The following is a 15,298-nucleotide window of genomic DNA, read 5'->3' on the forward strand; positions in this document are numbered from 1 at the left end:
CGAACGATTGAACGCGTTCAAAGATGATGGGTTTCACGATGAGTCATCTGACTATCGTTCATCAAAATTTAAGTGATTAGAAAGAAGTTTTAAAATGCAGCAATCAACTTGGTTTACTCCTGAAGGTTTAGAAGACCTTCTTCCAGCACAAGCTCTAAAATTAGAATATTATCGACGTCAGTTAATCGATGGTTTTCACCTTTCAGGCTATGATTTAGTGTTACCGCCACTTGCCGAATTTACGGATTCACTGTTGACTGGCACAGCCCGCCATATGGCGGGTGATACCTGTCGTTTTACCGATCAAGAAAGCGGTAGAATGATGGGGGTTCGTGCAGACATGACACCTCAGGTGGCACGTATTGTCAGTAATCGATTGAAAGCATCAGACACTGTTTCGCGGTTATGTTATGCCGGCGAAGTTCTAAAGACCCGTAATAACAAGGCCAAAGGTTCACGTAGTCCGATTCAAGTCGGTGCTGAACTTTTTGGCCACTCGGGTGTTGAAAGCGATATCGAAATCATAGAACTGATGCTTGAAAGTATGCAGGCTATGAATCTAAATGACATCAAGTTAAGTTTGGGTCATGTCGGTATTGTCGATGAACTAATCGTGTTATCGGGCTTAGATGAACATAAAGCCATCGAATTGATTAGTATCTTAGAGCGAAAGGCCATTCCTGAATATGATATTTTTATTGCGAATACTCCGGTACAAAGCAATGTAAATCAGGTTTTTAAGCTTTTACTGACCTATTGCGGCGATGCTGAAGCCGTCATTGCTATCGCGCAAAAGCAGCTGTCTCCTTTATCCTCCGGTTTAAGCGATGCGGTAACCCGACTCGCCACGGTGGTCGATCATTTGAAAACCACCCACTCAATAGCCATTCACTTGGATTTAGCAGACATTCGAGGATACCAATACCATACAGGTGTTATTTTCGGCTGTTACGCGGCGGGTGGACAGCTTCTACCCATCGCTAAAGGTGGACGTTATGATAATATCGGTTCAGATTTTGGTTTAGCGCTACCCGCGACGGGATTCAGTCTGGATCTGCGAGGGGCCTTAGATTTATTAACCTCGGTAAGCAGCTTAGAAAAAAAGACTGTTTATGCCCCTTATCAAGCGGATAAGGCACTGCAAAACAAAATTATAGAATTGAAATCTCAAGGCGTTAAGGTCATTAAATCGTATGACTTAACCGAATTGCAAGAGGGTGACCAATGGTTGTCTAATGCGTCCAGTAAATGGACTGTTGAGTGCGTTTAAAACGTCTACGTCTTGTGATATAGAATGTATTAAAATTTTAAGAAGTGGTTAAGAAGTAGCTTTATGACAAAACGAAATATTGTAGTTGTCGGCACTCAATGGGGTGACGAAGGTAAAGGTAAAATTGTGGATCTGTTGACAGACAGAGTTGCCGCAGTGGTCCGTTTTCAAGGGGGGCACAATGCAGGTCATACTTTGGTCATTGATGGTAAAACAACGGTTTTGCATCTGATTCCTTCAGGTATTTTGCGTGAAGAAGTAGAATGTTTTATCGGTAATGGCGTTGTTTTAGCCCCGGATGCGCTTGAAAAAGAGATGAATCAACTGGAAGCCACTGGGCTAAAGGTTCAGCAACGTCTTAAAATTAGTGATGCTTGTCCGTTAATATTAGATTATCACGTGGCATTAGATGTCGCTCGTGAATTAGCGCGCGGCAACAAAGCCATTGGTACGACAGGTCGTGGTATTGGACCTGCTTATGAAGATAAGGTAGCACGTCGCGGTTTGCGTGCTGGTGACTTTAAAAACATGGTTCAGTTCAAGGCGAAATTGGCTGAAACATTGGCTTATCACAATTACATGATTGAGCATTACTACAAAGCAGAACCCGTCTCTTTTGATCTACTTTGGGAGAAATGTGAGCGTTATAGTAAGTTAATTGTGCCAATGCTTGCAGATATTCCGAACTTGATCGCCGCTTACAATGCCGAAGGCAAAAACCTCATGTTTGAGGGGGCTCAGGGAACATTGCTCGACATTGATCACGGCACCTATCCTTATGTCACGTCTTCCAATACCACTGCGGGCGGAGCATCAGGTGGTGCGGGCATTGGTCCAAATCAACTCGATTATATTTTGGGGATTACGAAAGCTTACGCGACACGTGTCGGTTCGGGTCCATTTCCAACAGAGTTAGATTATAACTGCGATACAGATATCGGCGATCCTATTGGTAAAGAACTGGGCAATCGTGGTCATGAATTTGGTGCGACAACAGGTCGTCAACGTCGCTGTGGATGGTTTGATGCGGTGGCGTTGCGTCGTTCAGCACAGATCAATGGCTTGAACGGTATGTGTCTGACAAAGTTAGATGTTATGGATGAGTTAACAGAGATCAAGATTTGTGTCTCCTATACTCAAAATGGCGAGGTCATTATGCTGCCACCTGCAAGTGCCGATGAGTATGAACTTTGTACGCCTAACTATGTCACCATGCCTGGTTGGAATACCTCTACGGTTGGCACAGATTCTTTTGATGCGTTACCAATCGAAGCGATAGAGTACATTCGTTTCTTAGAAAAAGAAGTGGGTGTACCGGTTTCAATTCTATCAACGGGGCCAGATCGTTCTGAAACCTTAGTGATAACGGATCCATTTGTTTAGAAAGCAGAGTTCAAACAGCGTTTGATTCGACGAAAAACCGAGTGTTAAAACTCGGTTTTTTTATGTCTACCATTTAGCTATTCACCCATCAAGAGCATAATTAATCGACCAAATTCTTCTCAGTCAGATTCATTGTCAAAGGCTTCTCCAACCTTGTCATTTGCTCTGAATTACACTCAATATATTTACCCAGTGCTGATGAAGACAAATAATGCACTTGAATTGGATGAAATAGGTGAAAGAAGGCGCTGACATTGGTATCATAGCCTCTATTTTATCGTTAACCAGAACACAAAGGATTCATCATGTTGCAAAGTATTCGTAGTCACGCTCAGGGGTGGATTGCTTGGGTGATTGTCGGATTGATTATATTAACCTTCGCGTTATTTGGTATTGATCAATACGCGCGTGGCGACAAGGCGGTTGTCGTGGCCGAAGTGAATGGCGAGAACATTACTGGGAATGCTTTTATGTCTCTGTACAATCGCCAAAAATCACGTCTTCAAGAGCAGTTTGGTGAGATGTATGATCAAGTTGTCAAAGACGAAGAGTTACGTGACCAAGTATTGGACTCCTTAATCGAATCAGAAGTGATGCGCCAATGGGCAAATGACAATGGTATGACGATCAGCAACCAACAGTTGGCCTCTGCGATTCATTCGGCCAGTGTTTTTCAGCAAGATGGCGAGTTTTCAGAAAAAATTTATGAAGAAGTCTTACTGCGGAATGGTTTGAATATTGCGCGTTTTGAGTATGAACAACGCCAATTTCTTTTAGAAAACCAGTTTCGCTCATTGATTAACGGTTCTAGTTTTGCAACGGACTACGAAGTAAACCAACTTGCAAAGTTACAAGGTCAAGAACGTGAAGTAAGCTATTTGCGTATTGACCAACGTCCTTTCTTGAAAACCGTTAAGATCACCGATGAGCAAATCAATACAGTCTATCAAGCCCATTTGGCTGACTATGTTGAGCCTGAAAAAGTATCGGTTGATTACATAGATTTGTCGCAAGCGGAAATTGCGAAAGGTATTGCGGTGAATGATAAAATTCTAGCGGGATACTATGAAGCAAATAAGTCACTGTTTACCTTGCCTGAGAAACGTCATGCAAAACATATCCTGATCCCTTTAGCGGCGAATACCAAAAAAGCCGAAGCGGCAGCACAACTGACTTTATCAGAAGTTCAGGCTAAGATCGCCGCGGGTGAGTCTTTTGAAGAGTTGGCTAAAACCTATTCCAAAGACCCTGGTTCAGCTCCTTCAGGAGGCGATTTAGGCACATTTTCACAAGGCATGATGGTGCCTGAGTTTGATGAAGCGGTTTTCTCTATGAAAGTCGGTGAAGTCAGTCAACCGATCAAAACCGAGTTTGGTTATCATTTGATCAAGCTTGTGGGTATTTCGCCTAAAAAAGCGCAACCATTCGAGAGTGTAAAAGCTGAAGTGACTCAGCAATATAAGATGCAGGAAGCGGAACGTAAGTATTTTGAACTGTTAGAGCAGCTTAACACCATTGTTTATGAACAGACAGACAGTCTAGAGCCCGCGGCTGATGCGCTTGGTTTAAAGGTTCAGACCTCTGAAATGTTCAGTCGTACTGGTGGACCGGGTGATATATTGTCCAATGCTAAGGTACAACTCGCGGCCTTTTCGGATGAGCTTTTAAAAGAGCATCTAAACAGTGTTGCGATTGAGCTGTCTGCTAAGCGTTCGGTCGCAATACGAGTCAATCAGCACCAAGCAACACGTCAGAAGACTCTGGCTGAAGTATCCGCGAGTATAAAAGATCAGTTGGTACGTGAAGCGGCGATCAAGCAAGCCGCTGCTTTGGGTCAAACGTTGATGGCTAAGGTACAAGCCGGTGAGAATCCAGAGTCACTGATGCAAGATGGCGTAGAGTGGAACAGTGCAGGTTGGATCGCACGTGATTCACAGACGTTACTGCCACAAATGGTTTCAGAAGTCTTTAAAGTCACTAAACCAGAAACAGGGAAAACCTCTTGGGGTTCATTCCAATTGTCGACGGGTGATACTGTTCTGCTTCGTGTTTCAGACCTTCGTGTTGCTCCGCTAGATGATAAGCAGAAAGCTCCGCTTAAAGCCGCTTTCAGTGAGTTGTTTGCCAATGCTCAAAATGAGGCGCACCTTAAAGCGTTGGTTGCTAAGGCAGAAGTGATTAAAAAGCCACTATATGAAACGATTAAATAAGTTACTTTAACCCATTTTCTAGGGTGCTTGTGTACACAACTTCCTAGATATAGTGGCTTAAAAAGTTCGTTTTAAAGAACAAAAAACCCGATTGACCAGGCATGGTCAATCGGGTTTTTTGTTGGCTTAAAGAAGGATAGGGTCTATAAACCTGTGCTTTAGTCGTTATCTAAATAGGGTATGTTTATGACGAGGCTAACTTAGTCTTTTTTAAACAGGCTAATCGGTTCATTGTTTTTGCGATCCGTTGTTCCGTCACTGTCATCAGTATCGTTGTTGTTTTGCTGCAGTGCTAAGGCATCATGCAAATACTTTTTCCGTGACCAAAGAAGTCCCCAGCGGGAACCGCCAACTTGATTCCACAGCAGGGCACTGCGGATTCCTGTCAGGAGTAGAGCGCGAATTTTATTCGCGATTCTTGAGTTTTGTAAATGACCATGTTGGCCATTGATCATTATTTTAGGGCGAACCGGACTCACATTTTCTGTGTAAGCCCGGGCAATCGAGGCGATGACATTATCATGTTCTTCGCCAAAATGGGCTTGTTGGCTTTGGGCCGTTTCAAGAATCTTGGATATTTTCTGCAAAGGTTCACCCTGTTCCAAAAGCTTCTTTTGCAAAATAATCAGGCTTAGCACATAACGAGTGACTTCAACATTCCGCGATTCCATCGCTTGCTCTGATGTCATCTGTCTCAGTAGTGTTTTAACCCCCAGTTGAATATTGGCGATATCCCCACCGTAGACTTCCAGGGTATTACTGGGATTAGTACAGAACAGAGACTGTATACACGTATGATAAGCCACCTCATCAGCTTTCCCCGTTGTTGCCAGATCATAAATCAGCTGGGATGCTTGGTAAATGCCAATGAGTGCTAGGGTGCGATCTTGTTGAGTGTATTCCGACATGCTATCTAAGCGCCTTTAGTTGGTTTTTATCTCTAAAAATAATGCGTTTCAATTTTACTTTAATCGTCGGTTATTGACGTTCTGCCAGTGTGTGTAAGCGTTGGTCAATAATGCCGCCACCAAGGCAGTCATCGCCTTGATAAAACACCACTGATTGCCCTGGGGCAACGGCAGATTGAGGTTCATCAAATAACACCACGATCTTACCATTTTGGCTCTCGGTAATCTGACAAGGTTGTTCTGTCTGACGATAACGGATTTTGGCTTTAAGCGGTGTATTCAAAGCAGGGCACTCTCCTGAAACCCAGTCCAAGGTATCTGCTATCAAAAGAGGGTGGAGCAGTAATGGGTGTTGACTACCTTGCACGGCGACCAATTGGTTCGTTATTAAGTTTTTATCCGCGGCATACCAAGGGTCATTGCCTTGCCCATGACCGCCACCCACGCCTAACCCTTTACGTTGTCCTAAGGTGTGATACATCAAGCCATCATGTTTTCCAATCACATTGCCCTGGTCATCCACAATGTCGCCAGGTTGTGCGGGCAGAAACTTTTGCAAAAAATCCTTAAATTTACGCTCACCGATAAAGCAAATACCCGTGCTGTCTTTTTTATCAAACGTCACCAGGCCAGCCTCTTCAGCCATTTGGCGAACCAAAGGTTTTTCTAACTCACCGACTGGGAACAGAGACTTCTGCAATTGGTGTTGCTGTAAAGTGTATAAAAAGTAACTCTGGTCTTTATTCTCATCCAACCCTTTTAGCAGGTGACAAGTGCCGTCTTCATCACGACTGATTCGCGCATAATGTCCCGTGGCGATATAGTCTGCCCCCAGTTCCATCGCATGTTGTAAAAAGGCCTTAAATTTCACCTCTTTATTACACAAAATATCTGGGTTAGGGGTTTTGCCTGTTTTGTATTCCGCGAGGAAATGCTCAAAAACATTGTCCCAATATTCGCCAGAGAAGTTCTCAATGAGTACCGGAATGTCCAGTTTTTCAGCCACCATCATGGCGTCTTTCAAATCTTCGGCCGCCGGGCAATACTCATCGGTATCATCGCCTTCCCAGTTTTTCATAAACAGGCCTTCCACATCATAACCCTGCTGTTTTAGCAGTAGGGCCGCAACCGAAGAATCTACGCCGCCTGAAAGGCCGACAATGACTTTAATTTTTGAGTTATCGATGGTGTCCATATTGGAAAAATTGCCTGAATTATGAGTGAAAACGAGAATCGGAGTATTTTAACAGAGGCTTTAAAGCCAACCTGTAATAATCTCATTCTGGTATTGGGTTTATTGCTAGAAGTTAAAATGATTAATAGGGATAAATTGCCTAAATTTCAAGTGCATTATTACTGATCATGTAACAACTCACATTCACCTGATTGCAGATTGCCGAGTTTCCACTTGCCAATACGCGCTCGAATCAAACGTAAGGTCGGAAAACCCACCGCTGCTGTCATACGACGTACTTGACGATTTTTACCTTCCGTTATGGTCAACTCAACCCAGCTGGTTGGAATATTTTGGCGTTGACGTATGGGCGAATTTCTTTCCCAAAGTCGCATGGGTTGAGAAATTTTCTTGCACTGAGCAGGTCGGGTCATACCGTCTTTGAGTTTGACACCGGTTTGCAATTGTTTAATCGCCTCTTTAGTCACATCGCCTTCCACTTGTGCCCAGTAGGTTTTGGGCATTTTGTGTTCAGGGTCAGAAATCTTGTGTTGTAACTTACCGTCATTGGTCAGCAGTAGCAGGCCTTCGCTGTCGCGATCCAATCGTCCAGCGGCATAAAATCCTTTATGATCGATATAGCTTGCAAGGGTTTCGCGTGTTTCGGCTTGCTCGCTTTCATCGGTAAATTGGCAAAGCACATTAAAAGGCTTATTGAATAAAATTAAATCGCTCATGAATTTGTAACCTGCTGAAAGCTGTCGTTCTCTTATATTTTATGCGTGAGTGCGGTAAAATGGCTGCCATTCTAACATTTTTTAATTTTTAGAGATTTTTAACCTTTTTTACTTTTCCATTAAGTGAAGAAAAGATCTCTTTCAGCCACTGTGTTTATTTGATGAAATTCGCAGAGATTCGTTGTCACACAACACTATCACACAACACTATCACACAACAATAGGAAACAAGATGTCTCAAAAATCTAAGATTATTTATACCCTAACGGATGAAGCACCTGCATTAGCAACGTACTCTTTGTTACCGATTGTTGAAGCCTTTACCGCCGCGGCAGATGTAGCGGTAGAAACACGTGATATCTCTTTAGCGGGTCGTATTATCGCTAATTTCTCTGAAAGACTTACTGCCAAGCAACAAATTGGTGATGCGTTGGCCGAGTTGGGTGAGATTGCTAAAACGGCGGAAGCCAATATTGTTAAGTTACCCAATGTCAGTGCCTCTATTCCGCAACTGGAAGCAGCGATAACCGAACTGCAAGCACATGGTTATGACATTCCGAACTATCCTGCGAATCCACAAAATGCCGAAGAGCAAGCGCATAAAGCGGCTTTTGCAAAAGTATTAGGCAGTGCGGTTAACCCGGTTTTACGTGAAGGTAACTCCGATCGTCGTGCGCCCCCTTCGGTTAAAAATTATGCTAAAAAACATCCACACTCAATGGGGGCTTGGAGTGCAGAGTCACGCACCCATGTTGCAAGTATGCAAAACGGCGACTTTTACGGTTCTGAAAAATCAGTGACCCTGAAGGATGCAACAGAGTTCAAAATTGAATTTGTCGCACAGGACGGTTCTACTGAAGATCTAAAAGGGTCAGCGCCATTACTGGCCGGTGAAATCATTGATAGTTCAGTCATGAGCCAGTCGGCTTTAAGAAGCTTTTTAGCGGAGGCGATTACCGACGCTAAAGAGCAGGATATTTTGTTTTCTATCCACCTGAAAGCCACTATGATGAAAGTCTCTGATCCAATCATTTTTGGTCAAGCGGTCACGGTTTTCTTTGAAAAACTCTTTAAAAAACACGCCATTACCTTTGCAAATCTAGGTGTGAATTCTAATAACGGTTTAGGCGATGTCTTAAACAAAATTGAAGGCTTAGATGCCGAACTCAAAGCCGAAATTCAAGCAGATATTCAAGCGATCTATGCGGCTCAGCCTGATGTGGCGATGGTCGATTCCGATAAAGGCATTACCAACCTCAATGTGCCGAGCGATGTGATTATCGATGCCTCTATGCCTGCGATGATTCGTGCGTCGGGTCAAATGTGGAATAAAGCCGGCCAGCAGCAAGATACCCTCTGTGTGATTCCAGACCGTTGTTATGCCGGCGTGTTTCAAGAAACCATCGATTTCTGTAAGCAGTATGGTGCCTTCGATCCAACCACGATGGGTTCTGTCTCCAATGTCGGTCTAATGGCACAAAAAGCCGAAGAGTATGGTTCACACGATAAAACCTTTCAAATGTCAGCCGCAGGTAAGGTTCGTGTCGTCGCGAAAAATGGCGATGTCTTGCTAGAACACACTGTTGAAGCAGGCGACATCTTCCGTATGTGTCAGGTAAAAGACGCACCGATTCAAGACTGGGTCAAGTTGGCGGTTAATCGTGCCAGAGCGACAGGCTTACCGACGGTCTTCTGGTTAGATGCAAACCGTGCACACGATCATCAAGTCATTCAGAAAGTAAATCACTACCTAACGCACCACGATGTAACGGGTCTAGAAATTCACATTATGTCGCCAGAAGAAGCCACACGTTTCAGCTTACGTCATGTGCAAGAGGGCAGAGATGTTATCTCAGTCACCGGTAACGTACTGCGTGACTACCTAACGGATCTGTTCCCAATTCTTGAGTTGGGTACCTCAGCGAAAATGTTGTCTATTGTGCCGTTAATGAATGGCGGTGGATTATTTGAAACGGGTGCGGGTGGTTCAGCGCCTAAACATGTCCAGCAGTTACTCTCAGAGAACCATTTACGTTGGGATTCATTAGGTGAATTCCTAGCATTAGCCGTATCACTTGAGCATTTGTCAGCCACCTTCAAAATGCCGAAAGCCCAAGTATTGGCAACAGCCTTAGATGCCGGAACGGCCAAGTTCCTGGACAACGATAAATCGCCTTCTCGTCGAGTCGGTGAATTAGATAATCGTGGGAGTCACTTCTATTTGGCGATGTATTGGGCAGAAGCACTTGCAGCGCAAACAGACGATACTCAATTGCAAGCGCGTTTTGCACCGGTGGCACAAGCTTTGGTTGAAAACGAAGCGAAGATTGTCGCTGAACTAAATGGCGTACAAGGTAAAGCGGTCGATTTAGGCGGTTATTACCAACTAAATACTAAGTTAGTTGCTAAAGCCATGCGCCCAAGTGCGACCTTAAACGCGATTATTGCCTCTATCTAAAACACAACTAAAGTACTTTAAAACCCGTTAATAAGAATTTAACGGGTGTTACAACTAAAAGCCCGCAAGCAGTTACCAGGTCTGGTAACTGCTTGCGGGCTTTTTTATGCGTGGCTAAAGTCTGCTTAAAAAAGTTAACCTAATGCATCCGCTCCTGCCCGTTTTAGGTTATCCGAAAACTCCTAACATCGACAAACCCCCTATAATGAATAGCGTTGCCACTAATTTCTGCTTGAGATGTCCTCGGTCTTTAAAAAACAGCATGGATAAAACGACGGCGAATAAAATACCAATATTCGTCATTGAAACCACATAAGCGGTGGGTAAGGTTTGCATCGCGAGTATCACTAATGCATAAGCCGTTCCAATAAACAGGCTGCCTGCTAACCAGATACCTAAATGCGGACGGACTTCAGGAATAATGGTTCCGTAATGTTTTTTTCGGTACACGGATAAGGTAATCCATGCGGAAAAATAACCAATAGTGACGACGCCTAGTAAGGCAGAAAAGCTATCTACCTGCTGGCTAATTGCTTTATCAGATAGCGAATAGATACTGGTAAAAAAAGCGGCCGATAATGTCCATAACAGCACTTTAGGATTGTGGGTATGTTTAACGGTACTGCCCAAGATCCACAAGCCGATAATACTGATTAAAATCCCAAGCCAAGCTAAGTTTGAAAGCGACTCGTCAAAAATCCACAATGCCCAAATAGCAACCAGAATAGGGGAGCTTCGGGCAATAGGATAGACAAAAGCGACGGGGGCTAAAGCGTAAGCTTGACGCAGAGACAGAAAGTAAAGACTGTTGGCAAAGGCGGTGATTGTAATGAGACCGACCAGTGTCCAGCTCCATTCGATTTGTACTAAGTGATACAAACCATAACTGCCTAATAAGACAATATGACCGAGTAATCCCCACCATAAAAAATCGGCTTTGGGATTAACTTGTCGAGCCATAATGTTCCAGCTGACGTGCATGAATACTGAAAGGATTATAAACAGCCAGGCCTGTTGAAAGCTAGAAAGGGTTTCTAGCATTACAATTGCCACGATTGGTCGTCATAACCTATGGCAACGCCCTCTGGAAGACAGTCTGGATGATTGATGAAGTACTCATCTAAATTATGGCTAATATGGGTGAGAACCAGTTGTTTGGGCTTAGTTTTTTTAAATATTTCTAAGGCTCGGGTTAAATCATTGTGATTTCGAGGCGCATCTTTAAGTGGAGGTTGGTCGCAATCTAAAATCATTAGTTCGATTGGATTGTCGATTAAGTATTGCTCTACATCACGGCGTAGCAAACCGGAATCACATAAATACGCCAAACGTTTACCGTTTAACTCAATGACATAACCCATTGTGAGCTTTGAATGGACGAGCGGAACAGGGGTAATAAGAAGATCTTTAAACTCAAAAGTCTTAAATGGCCGTGATTTTTGCGAGAAATCAAAAATGCCTGGATACTTAAGCAGGTCGTCACAGCCATTTGGATCGTCTGGTGAAAAGACCGGAATCGTTTGCCCCATTCCCCAGCGTATTGGAAATAAACCTTGCACATGATCCATGTGGAAGTGCGTCAGTAATACGGCGTCTAGACTGCCGGGTGGAAACTTTTGTTCAATATTATGATAGCCAGCGTCAATCAATAAACGCACATTTCCAAACTGGCCTGCTACCTCTAATACACCGCATGCGGGGTTACGGCGAAAATCGGTATTAGCGAGTGCTCTTTGACAAACAGGGCATTCACACCCATAAACGGGTGCTGCTTTAACTGAACCAGTGCCTAAAAATGTAAATTTCATAGCGTGTTTACGACCTTATTTTTGAGTAGTGCGACCAAGGCTTCTCCAGCAACTGAGAGTTCGGTGCTGTTTTCAATAATCTGCATGTTGCGTGCAGTGAGTCCAGTAAAGGCTTCTGAACGTTGAATGCGTTCTTCAATTTGTTCTGGGGTTTCGCGGCCGCGATTTAGTAAGCGTTCTCGTAATAAATTTGAATCCACTTGAATCAATACTGGCACTATCCCGGGATGGTGTTTAATGGCCGTATTGAGAAAGGCACGAGAGCCGTTCATCACCACATTTAAGCCTTGGTTTAACCAAACGTCTACTTCGATCCCAATCCCATAATCCAACTCATGTGAATGCCAGTGAAATTTAAAACAACCTCTTTTCAAACGGTTCGCAAACTCCTCGGTAGAAAGCTGGATATGATTTTCACCACTCAATTCCACCGGGCGAGTGATATAGCGATGTGCAAAGACCACGGCTTCACTCGCAAGTTGTTGACGTGCATAGTGTAGTAAAGAGTCTTTGCCAACCCCCGAAGCACCAATCACATAAAACAATTTGCCTTTAGAGTGACGGTCCTTAGATTGATCGTCTATAACGGTAGAATTAGGTATGATCATAACTGGCTTTAAAGGCTAAAACACCTGCAACAAATACGTCAGAAACTTGTACTAAGCCCTCTAAATTGGCAACCATAATGATATCGGCACGTTTACCCACTTCAATGACACCACGGTCATGGAGTTTAGCCGCTTCTGCTGGATTTTTAGTCACTAACTGCACCGCTTGAGCAAGCGTTAAGTCTGAAGTTTCAGCAAGCTTGAAAACCGCAACAATCAAAGCCGCTGGCGCGTAATCCGCGCAAAGGCAATCGCATACACCAGCATTAACCGCATCTAAGGCGCGCATAGAACCTGACTGGCTCTTACCACGTATAATGTTGGGTGCCCCCATAATGGTTTTCATGCCTTTTTCGTGAGCGTATAAGGCTGTTTCCATGTTGATAGGGAATTCTGCAATATCCACTCCCAGAGCGGTCATGGTATCCACTCGTTCTTTACAGTCATCATCATGCGATGCGACGGCAATCCCTTGAGCATGTGCGGTTTTAACTAGCTGTTCGACACGCTCCATTGCCCCTTCAGCTTGTTGTTGTTTTTTGGCAATCATCTCATCTAACTCGCGATCAGATTTTTGATAACTTTTACCAAAATAGGCTTTATAAGCCGCCAAATCTTTAAACTGTCCTTGCCCAGGAGTGTGATCCATTAGTGAAACCAAGTGCATCGACTGGTTGTGCATCAGTTCTATTAAAATAGGCAGGCCTGTCGGATCGGTAATTTCATAACGGCAATGCACACGGTTGTCGACTAAAGCGTGGGGTTGAAAGTGATGTACCGCTTCGGCAATTTCTTTCGCAAATTGATTGTTTCTGACGCCCAATTCTTCATTGGCAAAGGAGAGGGCATGAAATACCGTAGTAATCCCGGCACCCGCGTTACGTTTGTCGGCTTGTGCACAAGCAAAATCTAACGGAAAATGCACATTCGGACGCGGCTCGACTTCTTTTTCTAGAGAGTCACAATGCAAATCAATCATACCAGGCATCACCGTTTTGCCTTTAGCATCGATGATTTGAGCATCTTCAGGAACGGTTTCAGGATTAATGGCAGAGATTTTGCCGTTTTCAATCAGTAGGCTCGCATTGTTTAGAATTTCGTCAGCCAATACGAGATTTGTGTTTGTAATAACGATAGGTTGAGTGTTCATGGTTATGCGTTCTCGTTTGTATCTGAATTAAAGAAGTTTTCGGTACCAATAGGGGGTGCAAGCTCCACCACGTCATCGGCGAGTTTTTCAACTAAATCCATATCGTGGAAGATGGCAATCATCGCGGTACCCGTTTGTTTTAAGTTGTTAATCAGTTCAACCACTCGATCCGTGGTTTTTGGGTCTAAGCTAGCAGTAGGCTCATCGAGTAACAATAACCTTGGCTGTGCCAATAACCCACGTGCCAAGTTGACACGTTGTTTTTCGCCACCTGAAAAAGTAGCTGGGGAAACCGCCCATAATCTTTCTGGTAGGTTAAGTTGGCCTAAGATTTCTCGAGCTTTTTCAAGTGCGATCTCTCGTGAGATGCCTTTCTTGATTAAAGGCATTGCCACCACATCTTCAGTGGACTGGCGAGGCAGAGTGTGTAAAAACTGGGTAACAAAGCCAATTTCTTCTTTACGCAACTCTAAAATTTGGTGTTCGTCAGCCGTCGCTAAATCTATTTGTTGGCCTTGTTCCGTCGTGAACATCATGCGTCCACTGGTTGGCAAATAGGTACGGTAAATACCTTTTAATACAGTGGATTTTCCGGCACCCGTTGGACCGATTAAGGCGGTTAAACGTCCAGGGTATGCTTTTAAAAATACGCTGTGTGACGAAGGCAGTTCTTTGCCTTGTTCATGCAACATAAATGTTTTAGAAAAGTCTTCGACTTCTAAAATAGGTTGAATACTCATAAGTTCATGGTCTCTTTATAACGCTGATGCCACAAGGCGTTGGGTATAAGCATCTTGCGGATCTTCTAATATTTGATCCGTTAAGCCTGTTTCAATAATGCGCCCGTACTTCATGACAATGGTGCGACCCGCTAATAGGCGAATCACCCCTAAATCATGGGTCACAACAATCATGGCCGTTTGGCTTTCACGTTGAATTTCCATAATCAAATCCAGTATGGCGGCTTGTACAGATAGATCTAAACCGGTGGTCACTTCATCTAAAAACAGCAAAGGCGGGTTAGTGGCCAAGGCTTTGGCAATTTGCACACGTTGCTGCATACCGCCAGAGAAGTTCTTTGGCATCTCATCCATACGTTCGGTCAAGACTTCGGTACGACGCAGTAATTCAATCGCTCTTTCTCTAATTTCACTATAGTTAGTTAGATTACTCATGAGTAGGCGTTCAGCAATGTTACCGCCCGCAGAAACATTGAAGTTCAAACCTAATACTGGGTTTTGATAGACCATGCCAAATCGGTGGTTACGCAAGTGACGTTTTTGCTGAGCGTTTAGGCTAAACAAATCATATTGCTTACCATCGTCAAAAAACGTCGCTTGACCTGAGGTTGGAATTTCATCAAAAAACAGGTTCTTAACCGAAGTTGATTTACCCGAACCTGACTCACCCATAATCCCTAAAATTTCACCTTTATAAAGGTCAAAACTGATATCGTGGGCCGCCACAATAGAGCCACAATGAGGGCAGATATTAGTGTTGTGTTCTGGACCCGTTGACTCAAAACACTTAGCACAACCTTTACCGTAAACCTTTGATAGATTGCGGACTTCTAATACTTTTTCGTTAGACAT

At 43.8% G+C, this 15,298-nt stretch carries 13 protein-coding genes; 4 read left to right on the forward strand and 9 right to left on the reverse strand.

The window, feature by feature from the left end; all coding sequences use genetic code 11:
• Window positions 1-94 precede the first annotated feature (94 nt).
• The 3 genes from F612_RS0101870 to F612_RS0101880 all read left to right on the forward strand — a co-directional run bounded on the left by F612_RS0101870 (window position 95) and on the right by F612_RS0101880 (window position 4,863).
• Window positions 95-1,270: an ATP phosphoribosyltransferase regulatory subunit gene (locus F612_RS0101870; protein ID WP_019556046.1), complete on the forward strand. Its 1,176-nt coding sequence runs from the start codon at window positions 95-97 to the stop codon at window positions 1,268-1,270.
• Window positions 1,271-1,333: 63 nt separating this feature from the next.
• Complete coding sequence (locus F612_RS0101875) at window positions 1,334-2,653, forward strand: adenylosuccinate synthase (protein ID WP_019556047.1); 1,320 nt, start codon at window positions 1,334-1,336, stop codon at window positions 2,651-2,653.
• A gap of 305 nt (window positions 2,654-2,958) precedes the next feature.
• Window positions 2,959-4,863 carry a SurA N-terminal domain-containing protein gene (locus F612_RS0101880; protein WP_019556048.1) on the forward strand — a complete coding sequence of 635 codons (1,905 nt, stop codon included), beginning with the start codon at window positions 2,959-2,961 and terminating at the stop codon, window positions 4,861-4,863.
• Window positions 4,864-5,063: 200 nt separating this feature from the next.
• Here F612_RS0101880 and hflD read toward each other — a convergent pair whose 3' ends face one another.
• The 3 genes from hflD to F612_RS0101900 all read right to left on the reverse strand — a co-directional run bounded on the left by hflD (window position 5,064) and on the right by F612_RS0101900 (window position 7,682).
• A complete protein-coding gene (gene hflD, locus F612_RS0101885; RefSeq protein ID WP_019556049.1) occupies window positions 5,064-5,771 on the reverse strand; it encodes a high frequency lysogenization protein HflD in 708 nt (235 codons plus the stop codon).
• A 70-nt stretch (window positions 5,772-5,841) separates the two neighbouring features.
• Window positions 5,842-6,966 carry a tRNA 2-thiouridine(34) synthase MnmA gene (mnmA, locus tag F612_RS0101890; RefSeq protein WP_019556050.1) on the reverse strand — a complete coding sequence of 375 codons (1,125 nt, stop codon included), beginning with the start codon at window positions 6,964-6,966 and terminating at the stop codon, window positions 5,842-5,844.
• A gap of 158 nt (window positions 6,967-7,124) precedes the next feature.
• Complete coding sequence (locus F612_RS0101900) at window positions 7,125-7,682, reverse strand: rRNA large subunit pseudouridine synthase E (protein ID WP_019556051.1); 558 nt, start codon at window positions 7,680-7,682, stop codon at window positions 7,125-7,127.
• A 232-nt stretch (window positions 7,683-7,914) separates the two neighbouring features.
• Here F612_RS0101900 and F612_RS0101905 point away from each other — a divergent pair, with 232 nt between their 5' ends.
• Window positions 7,915-10,140, forward strand: coding sequence for an NADP-dependent isocitrate dehydrogenase (locus F612_RS0101905; RefSeq protein ID WP_019556052.1), 2,226 nt, complete (start codon window positions 7,915-7,917; stop codon window positions 10,138-10,140).
• Window positions 10,141-10,308: 168 nt separating this feature from the next.
• Here F612_RS0101905 and F612_RS0101910 read toward each other — a convergent pair whose 3' ends face one another.
• From F612_RS0101910 to F612_RS0101935, 6 genes are read right to left on the reverse strand one after another with little or no spacing between them, the layout of a single operon-like run.
• Window positions 10,309-11,181 carry an EamA family transporter gene (locus F612_RS0101910; protein WP_019556053.1) on the reverse strand — a complete coding sequence of 291 codons (873 nt, stop codon included), beginning with the start codon at window positions 11,179-11,181 and terminating at the stop codon, window positions 10,309-10,311.
• Window positions 11,181-11,948 carry a phosphonate metabolism protein PhnP gene (gene phnP / locus F612_RS0101915; RefSeq protein WP_019556054.1) on the reverse strand — a complete coding sequence of 256 codons (768 nt, stop codon included), beginning with the start codon at window positions 11,946-11,948 and terminating at the stop codon, window positions 11,181-11,183. The genes F612_RS0101910 and phnP overlap by 1 nt, the downstream gene beginning before the upstream one ends.
• A complete protein-coding gene (gene phnN, locus F612_RS0101920) occupies window positions 11,945-12,556 on the reverse strand; it encodes a phosphonate metabolism protein/1,5-bisphosphokinase (PRPP-forming) PhnN (RefSeq protein ID WP_019556055.1) in 612 nt (203 codons plus the stop codon). Before phnN ends, phnP begins: the two co-directional genes overlap by 4 nt.
• Complete coding sequence (locus F612_RS0101925) at window positions 12,543-13,706, reverse strand: alpha-D-ribose 1-methylphosphonate 5-triphosphate diphosphatase (RefSeq protein WP_019556056.1); 1,164 nt, start codon at window positions 13,704-13,706, stop codon at window positions 12,543-12,545. The genes phnN and F612_RS0101925 overlap by 14 nt, the downstream gene beginning before the upstream one ends.
• A gap of 2 nt (window positions 13,707-13,708) precedes the next feature.
• Complete coding sequence (phnL, locus tag F612_RS0101930; protein ID WP_019556057.1) at window positions 13,709-14,446, reverse strand: phosphonate C-P lyase system protein PhnL; 738 nt, start codon at window positions 14,444-14,446, stop codon at window positions 13,709-13,711.
• A 15-nt stretch (window positions 14,447-14,461) separates the two neighbouring features.
• Window positions 14,462-15,298: an ATP-binding cassette domain-containing protein gene (locus F612_RS0101935; RefSeq protein ID WP_019556058.1), complete on the reverse strand. Its 837-nt coding sequence runs from the start codon at window positions 15,296-15,298 to the stop codon at window positions 14,462-14,464.

This window comes from Thiomicrorhabdus arctica DSM 13458 (assembly GCF_000381085.1).
In the GTDB taxonomy this organism is placed as follows: domain Bacteria; phylum Pseudomonadota; class Gammaproteobacteria; order Thiomicrospirales; family Thiomicrospiraceae; genus Thiomicrorhabdus; species Thiomicrorhabdus arctica.

Excerpts from the sequence above, each read along its gene's own strand:
- F612_RS0101880 (WP_019556048.1), top strand. The coding sequence starts at position 2,959 with ATGTTGCAAAGTATTCGTAGTCACGCTCAGGGGTGGATTGCTTGGGTG.
- F612_RS0101925 (WP_019556056.1), bottom strand. The coding sequence starts at position 13,706 with ATGAACACTCAACCTATCGTTATTACAAACACAAATCTCGTATTGGCT.
- hflD (WP_019556049.1), bottom strand. The coding sequence starts at position 5,771 with ATGTCGGAATACACTCAACAAGATCGCACCCTAGCACTCATTGGCATT.
- phnN (WP_019556055.1), bottom strand. The coding sequence starts at position 12,556 with ATGATCATACCTAATTCTACCGTTATAGACGATCAATCTAAGGACCGT.
- F612_RS0101910 (WP_019556053.1), bottom strand. The coding sequence starts at position 11,181 with ATGCTAGAAACCCTTTCTAGCTTTCAACAGGCCTGGCTGTTTATAATC.
- phnL (WP_019556057.1), bottom strand. The coding sequence starts at position 14,446 with ATGAGTATTCAACCTATTTTAGAAGTCGAAGACTTTTCTAAAACATTT.
- F612_RS0101905 (WP_019556052.1), top strand. The coding sequence starts at position 7,915 with ATGTCTCAAAAATCTAAGATTATTTATACCCTAACGGATGAAGCACCT.
- phnP (WP_019556054.1), bottom strand. The coding sequence starts at position 11,948 with ATGAAATTTACATTTTTAGGCACTGGTTCAGTTAAAGCAGCACCCGTT.
- F612_RS0101875 (WP_019556047.1), top strand. The coding sequence starts at position 1,334 with ATGACAAAACGAAATATTGTAGTTGTCGGCACTCAATGGGGTGACGAA.
- mnmA (WP_019556050.1), bottom strand. The coding sequence starts at position 6,966 with ATGGACACCATCGATAACTCAAAAATTAAAGTCATTGTCGGCCTTTCA.
- F612_RS0101900 (WP_019556051.1), bottom strand. The coding sequence starts at position 7,682 with ATGAGCGATTTAATTTTATTCAATAAGCCTTTTAATGTGCTTTGCCAA.
- F612_RS0101935 (WP_019556058.1), bottom strand. The coding sequence starts at position 15,298 with ATGTCTAACGAAAAAGTATTAGAAGTCCGCAATCTATCAAAGGTTTAC.
- F612_RS0101870 (WP_019556046.1), top strand. The coding sequence starts at position 95 with ATGCAGCAATCAACTTGGTTTACTCCTGAAGGTTTAGAAGACCTTCTT.